Raw genomic sequence first — 25,767 nt, forward strand, 5'->3', positions numbered from 1 at the left:
CCGCTACATCCGCATGTACGGCACCGCCCGCGCCACCCAATGGGGCTACTCGCTGTGGACGTTCGGGGTGCACACGACAGGGTCGACCACGCCGCCCGGGGGCGGCGACCTCGGGCCGAACGTGATCGTGTTCGACCCGTCGATGAGCGCGTCCGACGTCCAGGCCCGGCTCGACGCGGTCTTCCGCGAGCAGGAGAGCAACCAGTTCGGGACGTCCCGGTACGCGCTGCTGTTCAAGCCCGGCAGCTACAACGTCAACGCGAACATCGGGTTCTACACCTCGATCGCCGGTCTCGGCCGCGACCCCGATGACGTCACCCTCAACGGCGTCACGGTGGACGCCGGATGGTTCGGCGGCAACGCCACGCAGAACTTCTGGCGGTCCGCGGAGAACCTGGCGGTCAGCCCGCCCGGCGGGACGAACCAGTGGGCGGTCTCCCAGGCCGCGCCGTTCCGCCGCATCCACGTCCGCGGCAACCTGAACCTCGCGCCCACCGGGTACGGCTGGGCGAGCGGCGGCTACATCGCCGACTCCAAGGTCGACGGCCAGGTGCAGCCATACTCGCAGCAGCAGTGGCTGACGCGGGACAGCCACATCGGCGGCAACCTCAACGGCGTGTGGAACATGGTGTTCTCCGGCGTCGAGGGCGCGCCCGCGCAGAGCTTCCCGAACCCGCCGTACACGACGCTCGACACCAGCCCGGTGACCCGGGAGAAGCCGTACCTGTACGTCGACTCGGGCGGCGCGTACCGGGTGTTCGTCCCGGCGCTGCGGCGGAACTCGCGCGGGACGACCTGGTCGGGCGGCTCGACGCCCGGGTCGTCGATCCCGCTGTCGCAGTTCTACGTGGCCAAGCCGGGCGACTCGGCCGCCACCATCAACGCCGCGCTGGGCCAGGGGCTCAACCTGCTGTTCACGCCCGGCGTCTACCACCTGGGCCAGACGATCAACGTGACGCGGCCGGACACCGTCGTGCTGGGCATCGGGTACCCGACGCTCATCCCCGACAACGGCGTCACCGCGATGGCGGTCGCCGACGTGAGCGGCGTCAAGCTGGCCGGGATCCTCTTCGACGCCGGGCCGGTGAACTCGCCCGTGCTGCTGCGGCTCGGGCCGGACGGCGCGGGCGCCGACCACGCGGGCGACCCGTCATCGGTGCAGGACGTCTTCTTCCGGATCGGCGGAGCCGGCGCGGGCAAGGCGTCCAAGAGCCTGGTCGTCAACAGCGACGACGTCCTGCTCGACCACATCTGGGCGTGGCGCGCCGACCACGGCTCCGGGGTCGGCTGGACGGTCAACACCGCCGACAACGGGGTGATCGTCAACGGCGACGACGTCACCGCGTACGGGCTGTTCGTCGAGCACTACCAGAAGTACCAGGTGGTGTGGAACGGCGACCGCGGCAAGACGATCTTCTTCCAGAACGAGATGCCGTACGACCCGCCGAACCAGTCGGCCTGGCGGAGCGACTCGCCGGACGGCTACGCCGCCTACAAGGTCGCCGACTCGGTCACCGCCCACGAGGGCTGGGGCCTCGGCAGCTACTGCTACTTCAACGTCGACCCGTCGATCGTGGCCGCGCGCGGCTTCGAGGTGCCGAACCGCTCCGGCGTCCGGTTCCACGACGTGCTGACGGTGTCGCTGGGCGGCAACGGCACGATCCGCCACGTCATCAACGACACCGGCCCGGAGGCGTCCGGCACGGACACCGTCCCGGCCAACGTGGTCAGCTTCCCCTGATCCGCGGCTGACCCGCCCTGCGGGCCCGCGGTCGGCGGGCCCGCGGGGCACCGTCTCCCGCCCCACCCCCTCGAACATGGAGATGTCCATGAAGCTCCCCTCGGCGATGGCCGCCCTGCTGCTCCTGCTCCCCGCGTCCCTGGCGCTGACGGCCCCGGCCGGCGCGGCGGAATGCGGTTCAGGGGACGCGGCGCTGAACCGGCCCGCGACCGCCTCCTCCACCGAGAACGGCTCCTTCCCCGCCTCCGCCGCCGTCGACGGCGACCCCGCCACCCGCTGGTCCAGCGCCTTCAGCGACCCCCAATGGCTCCAAATCGACCTCGGCTCCGACCAGGACATCTGCCAAGTCGTCCTCAACTGGGAAACCGCCTACGCCACCGCCTTCCAAATCCAGGTCTCCGACAACGCCGCCAACTGGACCACCATCTACTCCACCACCAACGCCACCGGCGGAAACCAGACCCTCAACATCACCGGCAACGGCCGCTACATCCGCATGTACGGCACCGCCCGCGCCACCCAATGGGGCTACTCGCTGTGGACGTTCGGGGTGCACACGACAGGGTCGACCACGCCGCCGACCGATGACGACTTCTGGGGCGACACGTCCGGCATCCCGCCGGCGCAGAACGTCCTCACGGTGAAGGTCCTCAACCGGACGAACGGGAAGTACCCCGACAGCCAGGTGTACTGGAGCTTCAACGGGCAGACCCACTCCATCGCCGAGCAGCCCTACCTGGACATGCCGGTCAACTCCGCGGGCCGCATGTACTTCTACCTCGGCTCGCCGAACAGCCGCTACCAGGACTTCATCGAGTTCACGGTCGGCGCCGACGCGTTCAACGGCAACACCACCAGGGTCGACGGGTTCGGCCTGAAGCTCGCCCTGCGGCTGCACGCCCACGACGGCTACGACGTGTCCGTCGGCGAGGACCGGGCCACGTTCGCCGAGGACCGCTCGGCCACCTTCCAGCGGTTCGCCGACGAGGTCCCGGCCGAGTTCGACTCCCTCGCCACCGTCGAGGCCCCGTACCGGATCCCGGCGCCCGGCAACGCGCCGGCGTTCCAGCCGGGCGGCGCGCACGCCGACTACTTCACCGGCTACGCCGCGTCCGTCGGCGTCCCGGCCACCACGCAGGAGGTCACCGGCTGCTCGGGGCCGCTCCGGGAGGACCCCGCCAGGTGCTCGGCGATCAACCGGCACGTGGCGCAGCTGCCGCAGTCGCAGTGGTCCGACCCGTCGCTGTTCTACCGGGCCGCGCCGGCGAACTACTACGCCAAGTTCTGGCACGACCACGGGATCGGGCACCGCGCCTACGGCTTCCCCTACGACGACTACGCCGACCAGTCCTCGTTCGTGTCCCACGGCGACCCGCAGTGGCTGCTCGTCGCCGTCGGCTGGTAGCCGGAGGTTCCGATGACCGCAGTGCAGCGGCTCACCAGCACCGTCGCGGTGTTAGCGGTGCTCGCCGCGCTCCTGGCCGTCCCCGCGCGGACGGCCCGCGCGGCGACGCTGCTCTCCCTGGGCCGTCCCGCGACGGCGTCGTCCACCGAGAGCGCCGCCTTCCCCGCGGCCGCGGCGGTGGACGGCGACACCGGCACCCGCTGGTCCAGCGCGTTCAGCGACCCGCAGTGGGTGCGGATCGACCTGGGCGAGAGCAAGAGCATCAGCCAGGTCGTGCTGAACTGGGAGACGGCCTACGCGACCGCCTTCCAGATCCAGGTCTCCGGCAACGGCTCGGACTGGACGACCGTCTACTCCACCACGGCCGGCACGGGCGGAACCCAGACGCTGGACGTCACCGGTAGCGGCCGCTACATCCGCATGTACGGGACGGCCCGCGCCACCGGCTACGGGTACTCCCTGTGGGAGTTCTCGGTGTACGGCGGCGACGGGACCGAGCCGCCGCCGCCCTGGGACACGCCCATCTCGGCGTTCAAGAAGGTGTCGGCCTCCTCCTGGGAGGGCGGCAACGCCCCGGCGGCGGCGCTGGACGGCCGCACCACCACCCGCTGGTCGAGCGAGTTCAGCGACGACCAATGGCTCCGGGTCGACCTCGGCGGCACCGCCGCGGTCACCGGCGTGACGCTCGTGTGGGAGGCGGCCTACGCGACCGGCTACCGCATCGAAATGTCCGACGACGGGACGTCCTGGACGACGATCTACTCCACGACCACCGGCAAGGGAGGCACGGAGAAACTCGGCATCACGGGCAGGGGACGCTACATCCGGTTCACCGGGACGAAGCGGGCGACCGGCTACGGGTACTCGATGTGGGAGTTCCAGGTCTTCGGCAGCGTCGACTCCTCGTCCAGCACTCCCCCGCTGCTGTCGCCGCCGACGAAGGCGCCGGGGACGACCGGCCAGTTCGCGCTGTCGGCGCCCGCCGACCACGCGATGGTGACGGACACGCGGCGTCCCGTGCTGTCCTGGGCGGGCGTCCCCGGCACCGCGCACTACGAGGTCTGGATCAACGTCAGCCGCACCGACTACGACTTCACCGCGCCGGGCCGGCTGCTCGACCTCTACACGAAGGTCGCCGAAACGTCCGGGACGAGCTACACGCCGTCCTGGGACATCGGCGACCGGTGGACCTACCGGTGGTTCGTCGTCGCGGTGAGCGGCTCCGGCGCGCGGACCACGTCGGACATCCGCACGTTCAGCGTCTACCTCCCCGAGATCGAGACCGTGGACGACGGCGTCAACGTGGTCGGCGGCGCCCGCGACCTCAACAAGAACGGCTCGATCGAGCCGTACGAGGACTGGCGGCGGCCCGTCGAGGACCGCGTGGCCGACCTCCTCGGCCGGATGACCACCGAGGAGAAGGCGTACCAGATGTTCTACAACGCGCAGGCGTACGCCAGGTCGGGCTGGCACTTCGGCCCGGCGCAGCCGGACGACCTGCACAACGTGCTGCGCAGCGCGGCGGGCACCCGGCTCGGGATCCCGCCGGTGTCGGCGGGCGACACGATCGCCGGATACGAGACGACCTACCCGCTGCAGAGCGCCCTGGCCGCGGCGAGGGACTATCCGCTCGACTACAAGCTGGGCGACATGCAGCGCCGCGAAGAGCTGGAGGTCGGGGCGCGCGGCGTCCTCGGGCCGCTCGCGGAGGTCGGCACCAAGGTGCTGTACCCGCGCATCCAGGAGGGCAACGGCGAGAACGCGCAGGTCGCCGCCGCTCAGGTGCGGGCGCTCGTCGCGGGGCTGCAGGGCGGGCCGGAGCTGAACCCCGGCTCGGTCCTCGCGACCGTCAAGCACTGGCCGGGTGAGGGCGCCGGCGGCGAGGCCGGCATCACCTTCGACGCCGTGACGATCAAGTACCACATGATCCCGTGGCGGGCGGCGCTCGACGCGGGCGCCGTGAACATCATGCCGGGCTACGCGGGCAGCTCGTACCTCGACCCGGGCGGGCCGGGCGCGGGCAACAGCGCGCCGATCCTGCGGTACCTGCGCGACGAGCTCGGGTACACCGGGCTGATCACGACCGACTGGCTGCCGTCGAGCGCGTGGGTGAGCGCGGCCAATGCCGGGTCGGACGTGATGGGCGGCGCCGATCCCGGCGCGGCCGGGTTCTCGATGGCCGACTTCATCGCCCAGGTGCCGATCGCGCGGATCGACGACGCGGTCACCCGCGTCCTGCGACTGAAGTTCAAGCTCGGGATCTTCGACCGGCCGTACGGCGACCCGGTGAATGGGCCGTACCGCTTCCACCAGCCGTCGTACGCGGCACTGGCGAACCAGGCGGCGCGCGAGTCGATCACCGTGCTGAAGAACGACGGCGTCCTGCCGGTTAAGCTGAAGGAGGGCGACGACATCGTGGTGGCGGGGCCGCGCGCCGCCGACGGCGCCGCGTGCTGCATCTGGACGAGCTATTTCCACGCGAACTACGGCTCGCTCACGCTGCTGGACGCGATCAAGGCGCGGGCCGCGAAGGCGGGCGTGACCGTCCACCAGGACAGCGCGCCCTCCCCCGACCTCGCCGTCGTCGCGGTCGGCGAACCGTCCTACACCCACCGGACGGCCTGGGTGAACGAGCAGCCCTACCTGCCGCCCGACCAGCTCGCGCTCATCAGGCAGTTCCATGACCAGGGCGTGCCCGTGGTCGTGGTGATGGACCTGCCGCGCCCGACCGTCATCACCGATTGGAACGGCCTCGCCGACGCCATCGTGATGACCTACCGGGGCGGCGAGGAGGTCGGCCCGGCGACGGCGAGCCTGCTGTTCGGCGACTACGCGCCGCGCGGGCGGCTGCCCTGGCAGCTTCCGCGCGGCGTCGAACAGATCCTCGAGCCGGGCGGCACCGACCGGCCCGAGGACGCCGTCGAGGACTGGAACATCCCCTACGACCTCGGCGCGACCGCCGCCGAACGCGCCGAGATCCGCGCCCGCATCGACGCGGGGCAGCCGCCGCCCACCGGCTACGGCGACCCGCTCTACCCGTACGGCGCCGGCCTGCAGGGCTGGTGAGCGGAAAGGCCCGCGCCGGCGCGTCCCGGCGCGGGCCGCCCGCGGCTCCGGCCGGCCGCCCGGGCGACTGCCCGGCCGAATGCGCGGGGCGGGCGCGCCGCCCGTCCCGCCTACGCGGGCGCCGCTGAGTCCGCCCGGCTCCGCGCGGTGCTCCGCGCGGCTTCGAGCAGCCGGGTCACCTCGTCCTCCGGGACGGGCGAGTCGTCGAGGTAGTAGTCGCCGATCGCGTCGAAATAGTGCGGGGTGAGGGGGCGCTCCACCTCGTCGGCGGCGTCGCGGAGCGCGTCGACGACCGCGGGCGCCCCGACCGGCACCGCCAGCACGACGCGCCGCGGCCCGCGTGCGCGCGCGGCCTCGCACGCCGCGCGGGCCGTCCGCCCGGTCGCCACGCCCTCGACGACGACGATGGCGGTGCGGCCGCCGAGCGGACCGGCAGGCGACCGGCCGGCCAGTTCCAGCGGCGCCTCCAGCGCCCGCGCCACCTCGTAGGCGATGGGGACGGCATCCGGCCGCGCCGCGATCACGACGACGTCCTGGACGCGGTACCGCCGCAGCCGCCGGCCGAGCCATCGTCCCGCCTCGCTCCTGTCGGAGTACATGCCGTCCTTCCTGGATGGGTCGCTCCTGCACTTCCCACCCAACGCCCCCGCCCGCCGCTCCGCTCCGGGCGACCGTCCCCGACCTGCGGGGACCTTGGTCCTGCCGCGGTGCCCGCCGCGGTCCCTGCCGGCGGTTCTCGGCGGCGGCCCCTACCGGCCGACCCGGTAGGTCACGTGCGTGACCAGGTCGGTGTGCGAGACCGCGACCGGTTCGAGCCCGGGGTCGCCGACGTCCGCGAACAGCCGCTCCCCCGCCCCGAGCACGACCGGCGCGATGTGCAGCCGGAGCTCGTCGATCAGCCCGGCCGCGAGGTACTGGTTCACGGTCTGCGCGCCGCCGGCGACCGCGACGTCCCGGTCGCCCGCCGCCTCCCGCGCCTTCGCCATCGCCGACTCGATGCCGTCCGTGACGAAGTTGAACGTGGTTCCGCCCTTCATCGGCACCGGTTCGCGCCCGTGATGGGTCAGGACGAAGACGGGCGCGTGGTAGGGCGGCTCCTCGCCCCACCAGCCCCTCCAGTCCGAGCCGCCCCAGCCGCCGCGGACCGGGCCGAACATGTTGCGGCCCATGATGAACGCGCCGGCGTCCGTGATCTTCTCGATGACCTCGGCGTTTGCGTCGGGCTGCTCGAACATCCACCGGTGCAGGCGCTCGGCCCCTTCGCCGAGCGGCTCCTCCAGCCGCTGGTTCGGCCCGGCGACGAACCCGTCCACGGAGATCCCGATGTCGCAGGTGACCTTGCCCATGTTCATACCTCTCTCCCCGGCGCCCCCTCGGCGCCGCTCACCAACAGGTCGGAGCCGCTCCCAGTTCCTCGACATCCCGGCGGGGGATTTCCCGGCGGAAAAGGTCCGATGCCACAGACTCCGGTCCGCTTAAGGACGGCGGCGGCTCTTGGACGCGCCGTCGGACGGGCTCACACTGGCCGTGAGACGGCGGGGGGTGGTTCCGGTGGACCCCACGGAACAGGCCGGCCAGCCGGCCCGGATCGGCCGGTACGAGCTGGTGAGCGAGCTCGGAAGCGGCGGGCAGGGCACCACCTACCTCGGGCGCGCCCCGGACGGCACGCAGGTCGCGGTGAAGGTGCTGCACCGGCAGTGGCTCAACGACCCCTACCAGCGGCGCAAGTTCGCCGCCGAGTTCGAGGCGGCCCGCAAGGTCGGCGACAGCCACACCGCCCAGGTGCTGGACGCCGACGTGTACGCCGACCCGCCCTACATCGTCAGCGAGTACATCGACGGCGGGACGCTGCACGCGTGGGTCCGCGACAAGGGGCCGCTGACGGCTGCCCAGCTCGAACGGCTCGCGGTTCAGCTGTCGTACGCGTTGCGGGCCATCCACCGGGAGGGGGTCGTGCACCGCGACCTCAAACCGGTGAACGTGCTGCTCGGCCGGGACGGCTGGCGGGTGATCGACTTCGGGGTGGCGCGGGCGATCGAGGAGTCGGGGCCGGAGGCGACGCGGTTCTTCCACTCGCCCGGCTACACCGCGCCGGAGCGGTACGCCGACGACCGCGGCGGCGGGCGCGCCGACATCTACAGCTGGGCCTGCACGATCGGGTACGCGGCGCTCGGCCGCTCGCCGGTCGTGCCGCCGCGGGCCACCGACGCGCAGCTGGCGGCCGCGATGGGGCCGCGGCTCGCCCGCATCGTCCGGGTGTGCCTGGCGGAGGCCCCGGAGGCGCGGCCGGACGCCGACGGGCTGGTCCGGATGGTGATGGACCTGCCGGCGCAGGGGCGGACGCCGGTCACCGTCCCGATGCCGCCCCGGCGGCCGCCCGCTCCGCCGCCCGGCCACCCGCCGCCCTCCGCCGCCCGGCCGCCCTCCGCCGGCCGGCGGCGTTCCCGCCGGGGGCTCCTCACGGGCTCGGCGGCCGTGCTGACCGCGGCCGCGGTCGTGGTGGCCGCCGCGGTGCTGCGGCCGGACCGGCCGGCCCGGACGTACGAGCCGCGGGGCCGCACGTCCACGCCGAGCACGCCGGCCGCCGCCCACCCGCCGGACCTGTCGGCATGGCCCCCGGAGAAGGTCTTCTCCCCGGACGAGGCCGTCGCCGCGGGCGCGGAGACGTTCACCAAGGCGGCGGACGGCGTGACGAACGGGGAGTGCGTCAACGCCGTCCACCGGTCGTCCGCCGCGAAGATCGGGGACGCCTGGTGCCTCAAGACGGTGCGGGCCCGCTACCTCGACGGGTTCTCCGTCCACCAGCTGACGCTCGGCATCATGGTCATGCACGACCCCGCGACCGCGGCCCGCTTCGCCGGCGGCCCGGCCGCGCCGCGGTTCGCGCCGCTCCCGTACAAGGGGGGCGGCTTCCCGCCGGCGGGCGACGCGGCGGACGCCGACGACTCCGGCGCCTCGGCCTTCCAGGTCGACGGCGCCTACATCGCGTTCGCCGTCGTCCGGTACGCCGACGGGCGCCCGTCCCCGGCCGGCGACCCGGAGCTGGCGGGGCTCGCGGACGCGGCGCTCCCGCATGTGGCGGGGCTGGTCCGGGAACACCGGCGGTGACGCTCCGCCGATCGGGACGCGGTTGAACCGGCGGGCGGCGGGCGGACGTGCTGTGGTTGTCGCGTTCGCGGCGGGGGGACCGAGCCCGGGGAGGACGAGCTGACTACCGATAGCCGCGCGGAGCGGGTGACAGACGAGGACGTGCAGGACGCCGGACCGGACGCGGGCGGCGGGCGGCGCAGGCGGATCGCGGCGCGGGCGCTGACCTGCGCGGCGTTCCTGTTCGTGCTGGCCGCGCTCATCACGCCGGACGAGTTCGCGCTGCTGACGCCGGGGGCGTTCGTCCGCATCCCGATCGAGGGCGTGCTCGGCGTCGGCCTGATCCTCGCGGTGCCGGCGAGGGCGCGGCGCTACACGGCGGGGGCGGCGGGCGCCGTCCTCGGGGTGCTGTTCGTGCTGAAGGTGATGGACATCGGGTTCGACGCGGTGCTCGTCCGGCCGTTCGACCTGGTGCTCGACTGGCCGCTGCTGCGGCCGGCCGTGGAGTTCGTGGAGGAGTCGGCCGGGGCGGCGGGGGCGATCGCCGCCGTCGTCCTCACCGCGGTGCTCGCGGTCGGGGTGATCGTGCTGATGTCGCTGTCGGCGCTGCGGCTCAGCCGCGCGGCCGTCCGGCACGACCGGGCGGCGGCGCGGGCGGCGGCGGTGCTCGGCGCGATCTGGCTCGTGTGCGCCCTGCTCGGCGCGCAGCTCGTCGACGGGGTGCCGGTCGCGTCCCGCAGCGCGGCGGCGCTCGCCTACGACCACGCGCTGGCGGTGCGGTCGAGCCTGAACGACCGGGCGGAGTTCGCGAAGGCCGCCGCGGTCGACAAGTTCCGCGACACGCCCGGCGACCGGCTGCTGACCGGGCTGCGCGGCAAGGACGTCGTACTCGCGTTCGTGGAGAGCTACGGCCGTTCCGCGGTGGAGAGCCCGCAGTTCGCGCCGCAGGTCGACGCCGTCCTCGACCGGGGGTCGCAGCGGCTGCGGGACGCCGGGTTCACCGCGCGCAGCGGATGGCTCACCTCGTCCACGGCGGGCGGCGGCAGCTGGCTCGCGCACGCGACGCTGCTGTCCGGGCTGTGGATCGACAACCAGCAGCGGTACCGGACGCTCGTGAACAGCGACCGGCTGACACTGAACGGGGCGTTCCACAAGGCGGAGTCGCGGACGGTGGCGCTCATGCCGGCGATCACGCGGGCCTGGCCGGAGGGGGAGTTCTACGGCTACGACAAGGTGTACGACGACCGTAACCTCGGGTACCGCGGGCCCCGCTTCAGCTTCGCGACCATGCCGGACCAGTACACGCTGTCGACGCTGCAGCGCACCGAGCTGGCGAAGAAGGACCGCCCGCCGGTGATGGCGGAGACGGCTCTGGTGTCCAGCCACGCGCCGTGGGCGTCCATCCCGCGGCTGGTGCCGTGGGACCAGGTCGGGGACGGCTCCATCTTCAACGGGATGGGCAAGGGCTACGACGCGCCGTGGCCGCCCGGCGGGCAGATCCGCACCGAGTACCGCAAGTCGATCGAGTACACCCTGAACACTCTCGTGTCGTACATGGAGACGTACGGGAACGACAAGACGGTGCTCATCTTCCTGGGCGACCACCAGCCCGCGCCGCTGATCACCGGCCCCGGGGCGAGCCGGGACGTGCCCATCACGATCGTCGCGAAGGACAAGGCCGTCATCGACAAGATCTCCGGCTGGAACTGGCAGGACGGGCTGCGGCCCGGGAAGGACGCACCGGTGTGGCCGATGAGCGCGTTCCGCGACCGGTTCCTCACCGCGTTCGGCTGATGACCGCGGTCGGGGAGCCCGCGGCGCCTCCGGCCGAGGCGGCGGCCGGCCGGTTCCGGGCGCTGCGCCGGCACCGGCGGTGGCTGCTCGCGGCCGTGGTCGCGGCGCTGCTGGCGCAGCCGGCGTTCGCTATGGCGTCCACGGCCGCGGCCCAGTCCCCCACCATCGACGAGCCCGTGTACATCGGCGCGGGCGTCACCTACCTGCGCGAGCACGACCTGCGGTACAACCCGGAGCACCCGCCGCTCACCAAGATCCTCATCGGGGCGGGCGCGGTGCTCGGGGGCGCCCGCCTGGACGCGTCCTACACCGGGAACCAGCAGGACGTCGGGCGGCACCTGCTGTACGAGTCGGGCAACGACGCGCAGCGGGTGCTGCTCGCCGCGCGGGTGCCGGTCATGGTCCTGACCTTGCTGTTCGGGCTGGTCGTCTTCGGGTTCGCCCGCGACCTGACCGGGGCCGCGGGAGGTGTGGCGGCGCTCGCCCTCTACGCGTTCTCCCCGGACGTGATCGCGCACGGGTCGCTGGCGACGCTCGACGTGCCCGCGGCCGGTTTCCTCCTGACGTCGGTGTGGCCGGCGTGGCGGGCCCGGCGGCGGCCGCGGCGATGCGTCCCGCTCGCGGGGGCGGCGCTGGGCGCGGCGGTGGCGACCAAGATGAGCGTGCTGCCCGCCGTGCCGGTGCTGCTGGCGCTCGTGGCGGTTTCGGTGTGGTGGTCGAGGCGCTCCCGGGGTGCCGGACGGCCCGCCGCGGCGGGGCTGCTGTCGGCGGCGGCCGCCGGCGCGGTGGCCGTCGCGGCGGTGTGGGCGGCGTACCTGGCCGTCGATCCGCGGCTGCGGTGGACGGCCCCGGACGGCGTCCCGGCGATCGGCGGGCTCCGGGGCCTCGCCACGGGACTGCTGCCGTTCCCGGAGCCGTTCCGGGACGGGCTGCGCGTCCAGTTCGGCTTCGAGGACATGCGGTGGACGGGTTTCCTGTTCGGCGACACCTACCTGGGCTCCCGCTGGTACTACCTGCCGGCGGCGCTGCTGGTGAAGACGCCGCTGGGGATGCTCGCCCTGTGGGTCGCGGGCGTCGCCGCGATGGCGGCGCTGCCCCGGCTGCGCCCGGCCGCGCCGTACGTCCTGGCGCCCCCTGCGGTTCTGCTGGCGGTGGCCATGACCGGGCACCGCGACCTCGGCGTCCGGTACGCGATCTTCGTTCCGGTGTTCCTGGCGGTGGCGGCGGCCGGGGTCACGGTCGTGCGGTGGCGGGGCGCGCGGTGGCGGGGCGTCCGGTGGCGGTGGGCGCCGGCGGCCGCCTGGGGGCTCGTGCTGTTCGTCGCGGTCAGCTCGCTGCGGGCCTACCCGTACTACCTGCCGTACTCCAACGAGGCGTTCGGCGGGCCGGCCGGGACGCACCTGTACCTGCACGACTCCAACGTCGACTGGGGCCAGGACCTCGGCCGGCTCGCCGACCGCCTCCGCGACCGCTACCCCGGCGAGGAGGTGTGGCTCGCCTACAAGGGCAGCGGCGTGCCGTCCTACTACGGCATCCGGGCGTCCGACCCGCTCGCCGTGCCGCCGGACCGGGTGCACGGCCTGCTGGTGGTGTCCGACAGCTGGATCGCCAAGGACGACCCGCGGCTGGCCCCGCTGATCGCCTCCAGCGAGCCGGTCGACGAGGTCGGCCACTCGATCACGATCTTCCGGCGGCGGTAGCTCCGCGCAGCGGACGGGCGGTCAGCGGCGGTGGGCGTGGGCGCGTGACCAGAGCCCCGGCCAGCCGCCGTGGGCGAGCCAGGACGCGGGAACGCGCAGGCCGTGCTCGGCGATCTCGTCCCAGAACACGGCGGTGTCGGCGCCGAGTTCGCGGGCGGCGGGCAGCGCCCGGGGCCAGGGGCCGTCCTCGTCGTGGAGCGTGGTGGCCGGGTAGCCGGGGACGGTGACGGTGCGCGGCGGCATCACCGCAGCGAGATCGGCGCCGGGTGCGCCGCACGCGGTGGCGACGGCGAGCGCGCAGAGCAGCGGCTCGGTCGACGGTTTCGCGAGGGCGCGCGCGATGACCGGGTCGTCGGTCAGGGCGAGCCGGCCGATCGCGCGGCGGATGCGGCGCGCCACCAGGTCGAGGGCGTACGCGTCGGCGATGGACGGGTCCTTGACGAGCCTGCGCAGCGTCTTCGGCAGCGGCGGCTCCCCGAGGAGCAGCGGGAGCCGGTCGAACCGCTCGCGCAGGGCGGGGTCGAGGGCGCCGAGCGCGGACGCGAGCGGGCGGTGCCCGGTCGCCTCCCACAGCCCGACCAGGTCGGCGGCGCCCTCGCCGAGCGCGCGGCGGACCGCCCCGGCCAGCTGCGCGGGGCCGAACAGCGCGACCAGGAAACCGGCGCGCTGCCCAGCCGGTGCGCGCCGCCGATGCCGACGACCCGCAGGGCCGCGAGGACGGCGTCGCGCTGGTCGCCGCGCGCGCCGTCCAGCCGCGCGGAGCGGAAGCCCGCGCCGAGGTCGACGCCCGCGCCGGCCGCGCCGGCCGCGGCGGCTCCGCCGGCCGCGACCAGCCGGGTCAGCTCGCGGACGGCCCGCGCGACGTCCGCGCCGGACGCGCTCGCAGGGCCGAGCGCGACGGGTGCGCCTGGCGGCGCGTCCGCCTGGTCGAGCGGCCGCACGGGCCCGGACGCCCCGGCGATCCAGGCGTGCCGCCCGGACGCCACCACGCCGCCTGAGAGCCGGATCTTCACCCGGCCATCCTCGCGGCCGGGGCGCGCCCCGGCCAACCGGTTTCAGCGCGGGCCCGCGGCGCTCCCGTAGCCGTGGGCGACGAGCCGCTCGGCCATCTGCGCGTACGCGGCGGGGTTCTCCGGTGCGCTGGTCGCCAGGCCGTCCACGTACCGGTTGTACATGCAGAACGCGGCGGCGATGAGCACGGCGTCGTGGATCTCGACGTCGGTGGCGCCGGCCTCGCGGGCGGCGGCGATGTGCGCGCCGCCGACCTCGTGGCCGCCGCGCTGTACGGCGGCGGCGATGGCGAGGAGCGCCCTGAGCTTGGCGGATACGGGCGCGGTGTCCGGATCGGCGTGCACCTGCTGGACGAGCGTCATCCCGCCGGGCAGCTGCGCGGCCGCGCACGCGCCGTGGGAGGACGCGCAGAACCGGCAGCCGTTCAGCTCCGAGACGTAGGAGGCGATCAGCTCCCGGTCCCCGCGGTCGAGCGGGCTCGGGCCGCGCAGCAGGGCCTCGGCGAGCGCGCTCAGCGGCCCCGCCGTCTCCGGCCGGAACCGCAGCAGGGACGGCAGCCCGGGGATGTTCTCGTCCAATTCGATATGCGCCAAGGACTGCCTCCGGAGGAAAGGTGCCGGTCAATGACCCGATCCTCTACCCAACGTCCTCACACTGGAAGTTTTCTCGCCACTCCACAAAAGGTCATGGTCTCCTGCGGCTCGCCCCACGGATTCGGTTCGGGACGCCACCGGGAGCACGACACGATTCCCGGCTCGACCAATTCCAGGCCGTCGAACAGCGCCTCGATCTCCGCGCTGGTCCTGGCCTTGAGCGGGTGCGGGGTGCCGCTCTCGTTCCACGCCTTGACGGCGGTGTGCGTCACGTCCACGTCCAGGCACGCGTGGGACAGGGCCACGAAACTGCCCGGCGCCAGCGCGCCCACGAGCCGGTCCAGGATGCCGCGCGCCTCGTCGTCGTCGGTGATGAGGTGCAGCAGCGCGAGCATCATCAGCCCGACCGGCCTGCTGAAGTCGAGCGTCGCCGACGCCTCTTGGAGGATGCGCTCGGGGTCGCGGACGTCGGCGTCGATGTAGCTGGTCGCGCCCTCCGGGGAGCTGGTCAGCAGCGCACGCGCGTGGGCGAGCACCAGGGGATCGTTGTCGACGTAGACGATGCGCGATTCCGGCGCCACGCGCTGGGCGATCTCGTGCGTGTTGTCGGCGGTGGGCAGCCCGGTCCCGATGTCGAGGAACTGCCGGATGCCCTCCTCGCCCGCCAGGTACCGGACGCACCGGCCGAGGAAGAGGCGGTCCGTGCGCGCGGCGGCGACGATGCCCGGGACCTGCTGCGCGACCGCCTCCCCCGCGATCCGGTCGACCTCGTAGTGGTCCTTGCCGCCGAGCCAGTAGTCCCAGACGCGCGCCGACACCGGGCGGTCGGCGCGGATCCCGTCGTCCGCGCTCCCCCTGCCGGCGGCGGTCATGCGTGCTCACCTCCGGATACCGAGCCGTATCCTCCCAGTGGATCTTGACGGTACACGCCCGGCCGCGGCCCCGGCGGGTGAGGTCCGTCACGTGGGACGCGCGCGGCGGCGCCCCGGCCGGCGCCGCCGGTCAGGCCGTCCCGGAGTGCGCCGCGCGGGCGCGCTCGGCGGCCTCGGCGATGGTCCGGTCGGCGACCTGCCGGTCCTGCCAGCCGCGGACGTCGGCCGACTTGCCCGGTTCGAGGGTCTTGTAGATGTCGAAGAAGTGCGCGATCTCGTCGAGGATGTGCTCCTGCACGTCGGCCAGGTCGTTGATCCCGGCATACCGGACGTCCCTCGACGGGACGGTCAGGATCTTGGCGTCGGGGCCCTTCTCGTCCAGCATCCAGAACACGCCGATGCTGCGGACGGTGATCTGGCAGCCGGGGAACGTGGGCTCGTCCAGCAGCACCATCGCGTCCAGAGGGTCGCCGTCCTCCGCGCAGGTGTCCGGGATGTAGCCGTAGTCGTGCGGGTACCGGGTCGCCGTGAACAGCATCCGGTCCAGCCGGATGCGGCCCAGCTTGTGGTCCATCTCGTACTTGTTGCGCGATCCGCCGGGGATCTCGACGATCATCTCGATCTCCATGAGCACCTCCCCTGCCGCGGACCCTACCCGCGCTGGGAGCGGCTGATCGTAAGGTCGGGTCATGGACGCGCTGCGATTCGCCTACAGGCCGCTTCCCGTCCGGGTCGTCTTCGGGGAGGGCGTGCTCGGGGACCTGCCCGCCGAGGTGGACGCCCTGGGCGTCTCGCGGGTGCTCGTCCTGTCGACGCCCGGGCGCCGCGCCGACGCGGAGCGCGCCGCGGCCGCGCTCGGCGCGCGGGTCGCGGGCGTGCACGCCGGGGCCGTGATGCACGTGCCGGTGGAGGCGGCGCAGGAGGCCCGCCGCGTCGCCGCGTCGGTGGGGGCGGACGCCCTGGTGCCGTTCGGCGGCGGGTCGGCGGTCGGCCTGGCCAAGGCGGTCGCCAAGGAGACGGGGCTGCCGATCGCGGCCGTCCCGACGACGTACTCCGGGTCGGAGATGACCCCGACGTGGGGCATGACGGAGGGCGGCGTCAAACGCACCGGCCGCGACGAGCGCGTCCTCGCCCGGACGGTGCTCTACGACCCGTCCCTGACGCTGGGGCTGCCGCCCGCGGTGTCGGCGGCGTCCGGGATGAACGCGATGGCGCACGCCGTCGAGGCGCTCTACGCCCCGGACGCGTCGCCGGTCGTCGCGCTGATGGCGGAGGAGGCGGTGCGGGCGCTGGCCGGGGCGCTGCCGGAGGTCGTCCGGAAGCCCGGCGGCCTGCCCGCGCGCACCCGCGCCCTGTACGGGGCGTGGCTGTGCGGGACGTGCTTGGGCGCCACCACGATGGGCCTGCACCACAAGCTGTGCCACATCCTCGGCGGGTCGCTGAACCTGCCGCACGCCGAGACGCACACCGTCCTGCTGCCGCACGCCCTCGCCTACAACGCCCCCGCCGCACCGGACGCCGCGGCGGCGCTCGGGCGGGCGCTCGGACGCGGCGACCCCGCCCGCGCCCTGTGGGACCTGGCCGGATCGCTGGGGCTGCCGCGGTCGCTCGGGGAGCTGGGCGCCGCCCCCGAGCACCTGGACGACGTCGTCGCGCGGGCCGCCGCCGGCGGCTTCGCCAACCCGCGGCCCCCGGAGGAGGCCGGTCTGCGGGCGCTGCTCCGCGACGCGTGGGAGGGGCGCCCGCCGGAGGGGCAGTGACCCGCCGGACCTTCAGTGAGCGGCGGCGTCCCAGTCGGCGCCGACGCCGATGGCGACCTCCAGGCCGACGGTGAGCGGGTAGGCGGTCGTCATCCGGTCATGGACGATCTTCTCCACCGCGTCCCGCTCGCCCGGCGCGACCTCCAGGACGATCTCGTCGTGCACCTGGAGCAGCAGCCGGCTGCGCAGCCCGGCGGCGGTGAGCGCCTCGTCCACCCGCAGCATCGCGATCTTGACGATGTCGGCGGCGGAGCCCTGGATCGGCGCGTTCAGCGCCATCCGCTCGGCGGTCTCGCGCCGCTGCCGGTTGTCGCTGGTCAGGTGGGGCAGGTAGCGGCGGCGGCCGAGGATCGTGCGGGTGTAGCCGGTGACGCGGGCCTCGGCGACCACGTGGTCCAGGTAGTCGCGGACGCCGCCGAGCCGCGCGAAGTAGGCGTCCATCAGCGGGCGGGCCTCCGCCATCGGGATGCCGAGCTGCCGGGCCAGCCCGAACGCCGACAGCCCGTAGGCGAGCCCGTACGACATCGCCTTGATCTTGCGCCGCATGTCGGGGGTGACGGCGTCCGGGGAGACCTGGAAGACCTGCGCGGCCATCGTGGCGTGCAGGTCCTCGCCCGACTCGAACGCGGCCAGCAGCGTCGGGTCCTGGGACAGGTGCGCCATGACGCGCAGTTCGAGCTGGCCGTAGTCGGCCGTCAGCAGCGACTCGTAGCCGTCGCCGGGCCGGAACGCGCGGCGGATGCGCCGCCCCTCCTCCGTCCGGACCGGGATGACCTGCAGGTTCGGCTCGGTCGAGGTGAGCCGGCCGGTCACCGCGACCGTCTGCTGGAACGTGGTGTGGATCCGGCCGTCCGCGCCGATCTCGCGGATCAGCCCCGCGACCGTGGTGCGCAGCCGCGCCTGGTCGCGGTGCCGCAGCAGCACCTGCGGGAGGCCGTTGTCGGTCTGGGCGGCGAGCCAGGTCAGCGCGTCCACGTCGGTGGAGTACCCGGATTTGATCTTCTTGGTCTTCGGCAGGTTCAGCTCGCCGAACAGCACCTCCTGGAGCTGCTTCGTCGAGCCGGGGTTGAAGCGGCGGCCGGCGATCTCGGCGGCCTCGGCGGCGGCGCGCTCCATCGCGTCGGCGAAGTGCCGCTCCAGCTCCTCCAGCAGGGCGGCGTCCACCTGGATCCCGGCGCGCTCGGCGCGGGCGAGCAGGTCCGACAGCGGCAGCTCGACGTCGCGGAGGACCTCGTCCATGCCGGTGGAGGCGAGGTCGTCCGCGAACTTCCCGGCGAGGTCGAGGACGGCGCGGGCGCTCAGCATCAGCCCCGCCGCGCCGCCGGCGGGCGGGCGGCGGCCCAGGTGGCGGCCCGCGAGATCGGCGATCCCGTAGGCGGCCAGGCCGGGAAGCAGCAGGTAGGCGGCCAGCGCCACGTCGGTCGCGACGCCGGCGAGCCGCCGGCCGCGCTCGCCGAGCACGCGCAGCAGCGACTTCACGTCGTGCAGCGCCTTCGGACGCCCGGGGTCGGCCAGCCAGCCCGCGAAGGCGCGCTCGTCGTCCGGGGCGAGGGCGGACGGGTCGAACGCGGCCGCGTGCCCGTCGCCGCCGGCCAGCGCGATCAGCGCGACGTCGCCTTCACCGCGCGCCCACGCGGCGTCGGCGGCGAGCCCGGTCGGGCCGGTCGCGTGCTCCCGGAGCCAGCCGGCGAGCTCGCCCGGCCCGAGCTCGCGGCCCCGCACCGGTTCGGGCCGTGCCGCGTCCGGGGCGCGGCCGCCGCCGGGGTCGGCGGCGAAGAGGCGCTGCCGGAGGCTGGCGTTGCGGAACTCCAGCTCGTCCAGCAGCGAAGTGAACGCGGGCAGGTCGTAGGGGCGGCGCCGCAGGTCGGCGGGCGCCACCGGCAGGTCCACGTCCCGGACGAGCTCGGTCAGCCGCCGGTTGAGCCGCACCGTGCCGAGCGCGCCGCGCAGCCTCTCCCCGGCCTTGCCCCGCACCTCCCCGGCGCGGGCGAGCAGCTCGTCGAGCGACCCGAACTCGCGCACCCACTTCGCGGCCGTCTTCTCCCCGATGCCGGGGATGCTCGGCAGGTTGTCGGACGGGTCGCCGCGCAGCGCCGCGAAGTCGGGGTACTGCGCGGGCGTCAGCCCGTACTTCTCGCGCACCGCCTCCGGCGTGTACCGGACCATCTCCGCGGCCGTCCGGTAGAAGTACAGGACGGTGACGTCGTCGCTGACGAGCTGGAGGGCGTCCCGGTCGCCGGTGACGATCAGCACGTCCATGCCGTCCGCCTCCGCCGCCGCCGCGAGGGTCGCGATCACGTCGTCGGCCTCGTAGCCGGGCGCCCGCAGCACCGGCACGCTCATCGCGGCGAGCAGCCGGTCCAGGACGGGGAGCTGCGCGCCGAACTCCGCCGGCGACCGCGACCGGTTCGCCTTGTACTCCGGGAACGCCTCGGCGCGGAACGTCCGCCGCCCCACGTCGAACGCGACGGCCGCGTGCGTCGGGCGCTCGTCCCGCAGCACGTTCGCCAGCATGTTCGCGAACCCGTACACGACGTTCGTCGGCTGCCCGGCCGTGGTGCTGAAGTTCTCCACCGGAAGGGCGTAGAACGCCCGGTAGGCCAGCGAGTGGCCGTCCAGGAGCAGCAGGCGCGGCCGGTCGGTCATGCCTCACATCCTGGCACCGGGGAAGGGGGCATGGAACGGCGGCACGAGGTGTTGGGAGACGACATGGACAAGATCGAACTGGGCCGGCTCGGCGTCTGGCGGCCGTGGAGCATGCTGGACGAGGACCTGGCGAAGGACATCGAGGACCTCGGCTACGGCGCCGTCTGGATAGGCGGGTCGCCGCGCGGCGACCTCAAGATCGCCGAGCGGCTGCTCGCGGCGACGGACCGGCTCGTGATCGCGACCGGCGTCGTGAACATGTGGGCGACGCCGGCCGAGGAGGTCGCCGCGTCCTACCACCGGCTCGGCGGCGCGTACGGCGGGCGGTTCCTGCTCGGCGCCGGGATCGGCCACCCGGAGGCGACCCGGGAGTACCGCAGCCCGTACGAGACGATCGTCCGGTACCTCGACGACCTGGACGCCGCCGGCGTCCCGGCGAGCGGGCGGGTGCTGGCGGCGCTCGGGCCGAAGGTGCTGCGGCTGGCGGCGGAGCGCACGGCGGGCGCGCACCCGTACTTCACGACGCCCGAGCACACCCGCGAGGCGCGGGAGACGCTGGGCGCGGGCCCGCTCCTGGTCCCCGAGCAGAAGGTGGTGCTCGACACCGACGCCGGCCGCGCCCGCGCGCTGGCCCGCGAGACCGCCCGCAGGTACCTCGGGCTCCGCAACTACGTGAACAACGTCAAGCGGCTCGGTTTCACCGACGAGGACGTGGCGGGCTCCGGCAGCGACGCGCTGGTGGACGCGCTGATCGCGCACGGCGACGCGGCGGCGCTGGCGGCGCGGGTGGCGGCGCACCTGGACGCGGGCGCCGACCAGGTGGCGGTCCAGGTGCTGGGCGAGGACGACCCGCGCCCGGCGCTGCGCGGGATCGCCGAGGCGCTCGCCTAGGCACTGTGCGAGGCACTGTGCCCGCTTGAGGCACTGTGCCCGCTGAAGGCGCTGCCCGCTTGAAAAGGTGAGGGACGCGCCCGGAGCGGACGCGTCCCTCTACGCGTGTGCCTCTACGCGTGTGCCTTACGCGAGTCCCTTCATGGTATGGCCGGTGTCACCGGGTCGCGTGGCCGCCGATCTCGGCCGGGGCGACGCGCTTCTTCGCCTGCGCCGGGGCGCGCCTGGCCAGCTCGTTGCCGTTGACCGTCAGCGTGCTGTGCGCGAACAGCTGGGTGACCGCGGCGGTGGCGTCGATCATCTGGTCGAAGCCCTTGAGGTTCACGTTGTCGTACCGGTCGCACACCGAGTGGTAGCAGGGGTCGTAGGCCACCCCGGCCGTGCCGCCGTAGGTCTTCGCCTGCTCGGGCGTCTTGATGCCCTCGGCGCCGGTGAACACGCCGCCGGCCGGGATGCCCGCGGTGATGAACGCGTTGTAGTCGGACCGCCCGTTGAACGGCGTCGGGTCGGTGGCGAGGCCCCGGCTCGCGAAGTAGTCGTTGAACGCCTTCTCGATCGCGCCGGACCCGGCGGGCGGCTCGACGTTGTTCTCGCCCGCGCTGTCGTCGCCGTCGTAGACGAAGTTGACGTAGTTCGGCGAGGCGAGCATGTCGAAGTCGAGCATCAGCGCGATCTTGTCGCGCCCGGCCTGCGGGAGGTTGTCGACGTAGTACTGGGAGCCGAGCAGGCCCTCCTCCTCGGCGCCCCAGAACGCGAACCGCACCTTGTTGCGGAGCTGCGGGCCGAGCTTGTTGATCTGCTTCGCCATCTCCAGCAGCGTCGCGGTGCCCGAGCCGTCGTCGTTGATGCCGGGACCCTCGGTGACGCTGTCGTTGTGGGCGCCGACCACCACGACGTTGTCGGCGCGGCCGCGCTTGGTGTCGGCGATGACGTTGGCGGTCCCGCGCTTCTCGTTGAGCGTCTCGGTCTTCACGCGCAGCGTCACGCCGCCGTTGTTCGCCTGGTCGACGAGCGCCTTCCCGATCGCGTTGGTCGGGCCGACGACCGGGATGCCGTACGGCTTGGTCAGCGTGCCCGCGACGGGGCCGGGCTGGTCGGGGAGCTGGTAGATGACCACGGCGGACGCGCCGGCGGCGATGGCGTTGTCGGTCTTCACGGAGAAGAAGCAGCCGCCGCGCTGGATCAGCGCGATGTGGCCCGCCGGGAAGCCGGTGAAGTCGTCGGCCTCGCAGCCGCTGCCGACCCCGGTGGCGTCCGTGTCGACGGGCGTGGCGGCGGCGGTGACGTCGCCGGTCCCGGAGTACTGGAAGGTCGCGAAGTCGGTGTCCGGGGCGAACGTCTTCTGCTCCGGCGCGGTCTCGGCGAAGACCGGCTCCGCGGTCTCCTGCCAGAAGTCGAACGTGAACCTCTGCACCGTGGGCTTGTAGCCGGCCCGCTTGAGCTGGTCGGCGATGTACTTGATGGTGATCTCGCTGCCGGGGAGCCCGGCGGCCCGGTTGCCGCCGTTGGCGTCCGCGATCTTCTGCAGGTTCAGCTGGTGATGGCGGACGTTCTTCAGCTTGACCAGCCGGGCCAGCTTGGAGTGGGCCGGCTTGGCGTGGGCCGGTCCGGCGGCCTGGGCCGGTACCGCGGCCACGGTCGTGGCGGCGAGCGACAGCCCGGTGAGGGCGGCGAGCGCGGCTCTGCGCATGACTAGGTCTCCGTTTGTGGGGGGACGAAGCAACCCGAAGCTTGACACGCGTCAATTCACACAACAAGACACGACTTAGCATCAAAACGGCCAATATTGGCCTCTTTTTCATCTCAGCTCACAAGATCGACATTTCGTATGCGGTCACCGTCCGTCCCGGAGCACCGCACCGCTCGTGTCGATCAACGACGGGACGGCTCGGGCGCGTTCTCCAAGGTCAACTGGGAATGGCGGCGGATTGCACCACATTGACCTGCGGAAACGCCCGCAACCGCGCGGCTGCCCCGCGGTGGCCCCCGGCCGCGCCCGCCGGCCCGCCCCGTGCTTCCCCGGATACGAGTTCCAGCAGGTGAAGCCGCTGGCAGCGGACAAAACGGCGTGAGTATGCTTCGTCACCCTTGCAGGTGGCCGCCGACGATCAGGAGTGGGCCGTTGTCGAGTCCCGAACAGGTGCGCAGATCCCACGGGCGTCCGCACACGCGTCCGATCGGGCGGAGGATCGTCCTGCTCCTGGCGGTCCCGCTCGTGTCGCTCGTGGCCCTGTGGACGTTCTCGGCCGTTCCGGCGCTGAACGAGGCGATCCAGCGGAACCAGTACGCCGGGAACCGGGAACGCGCCGGCGACCCGGCCACCCGCGCCATGCAGGCCGTCCAGGACGAGCGCGCCGCCGCGGTCACCGCGCTGGTGTCGCCGTCGCCCGCCACCACCCGGAAGTTCCGGGAGGCGACCCAGAAGACCGAGAGCGCGGTGGCCTCGTTCCGCAAGACGGCGCTCTCCCCCGAGGCCACGAAGCATCTGACCGAGAGCGAGATCCAGCGCACCCGGAACGTCGGCAACCAGCTCGACCAGCTGGCCAGCATCCGGTCGCAGATCACCGCGCAGAACGTCTCGCCGCTGGACGCCATCAACGCCTACAGCACCGCCTTCGACAACACGATCCGGCTGCTGACCACGCTGGTGACCCTCGACGACGTCAGCGTGGTCCAGCAGACCAACGGCCTGCTGTACATGTACTGGGCGCGCGACTTCATGCTGCGCGAGGACACGCTGCTGACCGCGCTCGGCGGCGGCCGCCTGAAGGCCGGAACCCGCGCCGCGTTCGCCCAGTGGGCGGGCACCCGCGCCCAGCTGGTCGACCTCGGCATGACCGGGCTCGCCGGGGACATGGCCAAGACGATGAGCCGGCTGGTGAACTCGCCCGCCTACGCCGACTTCGTCGAGCTGGAGTCCTCCGTCGTCCAGCGCGGCCGGACGCCCGACCCGCGGCGCTGGCGCGCCGTGACCGGGGCGGCCGGGCAGGTGTGGCTCGGCACCACCGCCAAGGCCGGCGAGCAGCTCCAGCACGACGAGGTCGAGCCCGCCGGCGACGCGATCATGCTGCGGGTGTACCTGGCGGGCGGGGTCGGGCTGCTCGCCGTCATCGCCTCCATCGTGCTGTCGCTGCTGTTCGCCCGCCGGCACGCCGACGAGCTGCGGCGGCTGCAGCGGTCGGCGCAGGAGCTGGCGAACGAGCGGCTGCCCCGCGTCGTCGCGCGGCTGCGGCGCGGTGAGCGGGTGGACCTGGAGGCCGAGACGCCCCGCCCCGCGGCCGGGAAGACCCGGGAGGTCGCACTGGTCAGCGAGGCGTTCGAGACCGTCCAGCGGCAGGCGATCCGCACCGCGATCGGCGAGGCGGAGCTGCGCGCCAGCATCAACCGGGTCTTCGTCAACCTTTCGTGGCGCAGCCAGTCGCTGCTGCACCGGCAGCTGCGGCTGCTGGACCAGATGGAGCGGCGCGCGTCCAGCTCCGAGGAGCTGGACGACCTGTTCCGCCTCGACCACCTCACGACCCGCATGCGGCGGCACGCCGAGGGCCTGGTCATCCTGTCCGGCTCGCCGACCGTCCGCGCGTGGGACCACCCGGTCGCCGCGGAGGACGTGGTGCGCGCCGCGATCGCCGAGGTCGAGGACTACACGCGCATCGAGGTGACCGGCGCGTCGTCGGCCGCGGTCACCGGCGACGTGGTCGCCGACGTCATCCACCTGCTCGCGGAGCTGATCGAGAACGCCACCGCCTTCTCGCCGCCGACCACCGAGGTCACCGTCAAGGTCGAGACCGTCGCCAACGGGCTCGCGGTGGAGGTCGTCGACCGCGGCATCGGCCTGCACCCCGACGAGATGAACGCGCTCAACCAGCGGCTCGCCAGCGCCGTGGAGTTCGACCTCGTCGACACCGAGCGGCTCGGCCTGTTCGTCGTCGCGCGGCTGGCGGCCCGGCACGACATCAAGGTCTCGCTGCAGCCGTCGGCGTACGGGGGGACGACCGCGATCGTGCTGATCCCGCACTCCCTCGTGGTCATGGACGACCAGTGGCAGGCGATCGGCGACGCCGGCGTGACGCAGCCCGTCGCGTCCGGTGCGGGCGCGCCGCGGCTCGGCCGCCCGATCCGCCCCGCGCTGCCCGGCCCGCCGGCGCGCCCGCCGCGGCACGGCCCGCCGGACGCGCCGCCACCGGTGTCCTTCAACGGCCCGCCCGACGCGTACGAGCCGCCGGGCTCCGCCCGCGAGGCTCCGGACGCCTACGACGCGCCCGCCTATGATGCGCCGGTCTACGATGCGCCCGCCTTCGACGCCTCCGGGTCCTTCGACGCCTTCACGGCGCCCGGCGCCTTCGAGGCGCCGGGTTCCCCCGACGCGTCCGGCTCCTTCGAACCGCCGGTCGCCTTCGACGCGTCGGGTTCCCGCGACGCACCCGCCTCGTACGATCCGCCGGTCTCGTTCGAGCCGTCCGGACGCGCCAATGGCCGGACCCGGCCGCCGGCGGCGGATCCGGAACCGGCCGAGGTGGAGGACAGCGAGGTCACCGGCCGCCTCCCGCGCCGGGTGCGGCAGCGCAACCTCGCCCCTCAGCTGCGCAAACGCCTGGCGGCCGCGCGGCCGGAGGAGGCCGACCGGGCGGAGGAGGACTTCGATGAGCCGAGTCCGGAGCTCAGCCGCGATCTGATGGCCTCGCTACAGTCTGGTTGGCTGCGCGGCAGGACCGCCGACGACGAACCGGGCGATCTCGATCCACGTGACGAATGGGGGGAATCATGACACGGCAGGGCCACGCCACCGGCGAGCTCGACTGGCTGCTCGAGGATCTGGTGCAACGGGTCGGCGAGGTCCGCCAGGCCGTCCTGCTGTCCCGCGACGGCCTGGTCATGGGGGCCTCGGGGGACGTCACCCGCAAGGACGCCGAGTTCCTCGCGGCGCTGTCGTCGGGCTTCCACAGCCTCGCCAACGGCGCCCGCGAGCACTTCCAGGCCAAGCAGGTCCGGCAGACCGTGGTGGAGCTGGACGACAAGCTGTTCTTCGTCATGCCGGCCGGCAACGGGAGCTGCCTGGCGGTGCTCAGCGACGCCGGCGGCAACGCCGGGCTCGTCGCCTACGAGACCACGATGCTGATCAAGCGGGTGCGGCGGGCGCTGTCGGCGGCGCCGCGCGCCGAGTCCGGGAGCGCGCCGCTGCAGCCGGGTGCCTCGGGCTGACC

The 25,767-nt window shown here is 73.7% G+C and carries 19 protein-coding genes; 11 read left to right on the top strand and 8 right to left on the bottom strand.

Annotated features, from left to right (window positions below):
- The 3 genes from ABTW95_RS24970 to ABTW95_RS24980 all read left to right on the top strand — a co-directional run.
- Positions 1 to 1,741, top strand: a 1,741-nt coding sequence (locus tag ABTW95_RS24970) for a pectate lyase-like domain-containing protein (protein WP_500227535.1), incomplete at its 5' end; no start/stop codon positions are given.
- Positions 1,742 to 1,829: 88 nt separating this feature from the next.
- Positions 1,830 to 3,146, top strand: coding sequence for a discoidin domain-containing protein (locus tag ABTW95_RS24975; protein WP_396449157.1), 1,317 nt, complete (start codon positions 1,830 to 1,832; stop codon positions 3,144 to 3,146).
- Between the two features lie 12 nt (positions 3,147 to 3,158).
- Positions 3,159 to 6,212: a discoidin domain-containing protein gene (locus ABTW95_RS24980; RefSeq protein WP_500227536.1), complete on the top strand. Its 3,054-nt coding sequence runs from the start codon at positions 3,159 to 3,161 to the stop codon at positions 6,210 to 6,212.
- Between the two features lie 110 nt (positions 6,213 to 6,322).
- On the opposite strand, the gene ABTW95_RS24985 is transcribed toward ABTW95_RS24980, so the two are convergent.
- Positions 6,323 to 6,811 carry a hypothetical protein gene (locus ABTW95_RS24985; RefSeq protein ID WP_396449159.1) on the bottom strand — a complete coding sequence of 163 codons (489 nt, stop codon included), beginning with the start codon at positions 6,809 to 6,811 and terminating at the stop codon, positions 6,323 to 6,325.
- A 150-nt stretch (positions 6,812 to 6,961) separates the two neighbouring features.
- Complete coding sequence (locus ABTW95_RS24990) at positions 6,962 to 7,564, bottom strand: dihydrofolate reductase family protein (protein WP_396454868.1); 603 nt, start codon at positions 7,562 to 7,564, stop codon at positions 6,962 to 6,964.
- 199 nt (positions 7,565 to 7,763) lie between these two features.
- On the opposite strand from ABTW95_RS24990, the gene ABTW95_RS24995 reads away from it, so the two are divergent.
- The 3 genes from ABTW95_RS24995 (at position 7,764) to ABTW95_RS25005 (ending at position 12,793) form a co-directional block, all read left to right on the top strand.
- On the top strand, positions 7,764 to 9,320 hold the full coding sequence (locus tag ABTW95_RS24995) for a serine/threonine-protein kinase (protein ID WP_500227537.1): 1,557 nt from the start codon (positions 7,764 to 7,766) through the stop codon (positions 9,318 to 9,320).
- Between the two features lie 126 nt (positions 9,321 to 9,446).
- Positions 9,447 to 11,093 carry an alkaline phosphatase family protein gene (locus tag ABTW95_RS25000; protein ID WP_500227538.1) on the top strand — a complete coding sequence of 549 codons (1,647 nt, stop codon included), beginning with the start codon at positions 9,447 to 9,449 and terminating at the stop codon, positions 11,091 to 11,093.
- Complete coding sequence (locus ABTW95_RS25005) at positions 11,093 to 12,793, top strand: phospholipid carrier-dependent glycosyltransferase (RefSeq protein WP_500227539.1); 1,701 nt, start codon at positions 11,093 to 11,095, stop codon at positions 12,791 to 12,793. Before ABTW95_RS25000 ends, ABTW95_RS25005 begins: the two co-directional genes overlap by 1 nt.
- A 21-nt stretch (positions 12,794 to 12,814) precedes the next feature.
- Here ABTW95_RS25005 and ABTW95_RS25010 read toward each other — a convergent pair whose 3' ends face one another.
- Entirely contained in the window at positions 12,815 to 13,192 is a 378-nt protein-coding gene (locus tag ABTW95_RS25010; protein ID WP_500227540.1) for a hypothetical protein, read from the bottom strand.
- Positions 13,193 to 13,470: 278 nt separating this feature from the next.
- Here ABTW95_RS25010 and ABTW95_RS25015 point away from each other — a divergent pair, with 278 nt between their 5' ends.
- Complete coding sequence (locus ABTW95_RS25015) at positions 13,471 to 13,791, top strand: hypothetical protein (protein ID WP_500227541.1); 321 nt, start codon at positions 13,471 to 13,473, stop codon at positions 13,789 to 13,791.
- A 57-nt stretch (positions 13,792 to 13,848) separates the two neighbouring features.
- Here the strand turns inward: ABTW95_RS25015 and ABTW95_RS25020 are convergent, their stop codons facing one another.
- From ABTW95_RS25020 to ABTW95_RS25030, 3 genes are all read right to left on the bottom strand, one after another.
- Positions 13,849 to 14,397, bottom strand: coding sequence for a carboxymuconolactone decarboxylase family protein (locus ABTW95_RS25020; RefSeq protein ID WP_396449165.1), 549 nt, complete (start codon positions 14,395 to 14,397; stop codon positions 13,849 to 13,851).
- 56 nt (positions 14,398 to 14,453) lie between these two features.
- A complete protein-coding gene (locus ABTW95_RS25025) occupies positions 14,454 to 15,269 on the bottom strand; it encodes an SAM-dependent methyltransferase (protein WP_396449166.1) in 816 nt (271 codons plus the stop codon).
- A gap of 130 nt (positions 15,270 to 15,399) precedes the next feature.
- Positions 15,400 to 15,897 carry an inorganic diphosphatase gene (locus ABTW95_RS25030; protein WP_500227542.1) on the bottom strand — a complete coding sequence of 166 codons (498 nt, stop codon included), beginning with the start codon at positions 15,895 to 15,897 and terminating at the stop codon, positions 15,400 to 15,402.
- A gap of 61 nt (positions 15,898 to 15,958) precedes the next feature.
- On the opposite strand from ABTW95_RS25030, the gene ABTW95_RS25035 reads away from it, so the two are divergent.
- Positions 15,959 to 17,029: a maleylacetate reductase gene (locus tag ABTW95_RS25035; protein WP_500227543.1), complete on the top strand. Its 1,071-nt coding sequence runs from the start codon at positions 15,959 to 15,961 to the stop codon at positions 17,027 to 17,029.
- 12 nt (positions 17,030 to 17,041) lie between these two features.
- On the opposite strand, the gene polA is transcribed toward ABTW95_RS25035, so the two are convergent.
- Entirely contained in the window at positions 17,042 to 19,675 is a 2,634-nt protein-coding gene (gene polA / locus ABTW95_RS25040; RefSeq protein ID WP_500227544.1) for a DNA polymerase I, read from the bottom strand.
- A 63-nt stretch (positions 19,676 to 19,738) separates the two neighbouring features.
- Between polA and ABTW95_RS25045 the strand changes: the two genes are divergently transcribed.
- The gene (locus ABTW95_RS25045) at positions 19,739 to 20,566 is read left to right on the top strand and encodes an LLM class F420-dependent oxidoreductase (protein ID WP_500227545.1); all 828 of its coding nucleotides are present in this window, start codon (positions 19,739 to 19,741) and stop codon (positions 20,564 to 20,566) included.
- 157 nt (positions 20,567 to 20,723) lie between these two features.
- Here ABTW95_RS25045 and ABTW95_RS25050 read toward each other — a convergent pair whose 3' ends face one another.
- Entirely contained in the window at positions 20,724 to 22,256 is a 1,533-nt protein-coding gene (locus ABTW95_RS25050) for a M20/M25/M40 family metallo-hydrolase (protein ID WP_500227546.1), read from the bottom strand.
- Positions 22,257 to 22,688: 432 nt separating this feature from the next.
- Between ABTW95_RS25050 and ABTW95_RS25055 the strand changes: the two genes are divergently transcribed.
- A complete protein-coding gene (locus ABTW95_RS25055; RefSeq protein ID WP_500227547.1) occupies positions 22,689 to 25,331 on the top strand; it encodes a sensor histidine kinase in 2,643 nt (880 codons plus the stop codon).
- Positions 25,328 to 25,765, top strand: coding sequence for a roadblock/LC7 domain-containing protein (locus ABTW95_RS25060; RefSeq protein WP_396449173.1), 438 nt, complete (start codon positions 25,328 to 25,330; stop codon positions 25,763 to 25,765). The genes ABTW95_RS25055 and ABTW95_RS25060 overlap by 4 nt, the downstream gene beginning before the upstream one ends.
- The last annotated feature ends 2 nt before the right edge of the window (positions 25,766 to 25,767 follow it).

Source organism: Spirillospora sp. NPDC127506, assembly GCF_040302145.1.
Lineage (GTDB): Bacteria > Actinomycetota > Actinomycetes > Streptosporangiales > Streptosporangiaceae > Spirillospora.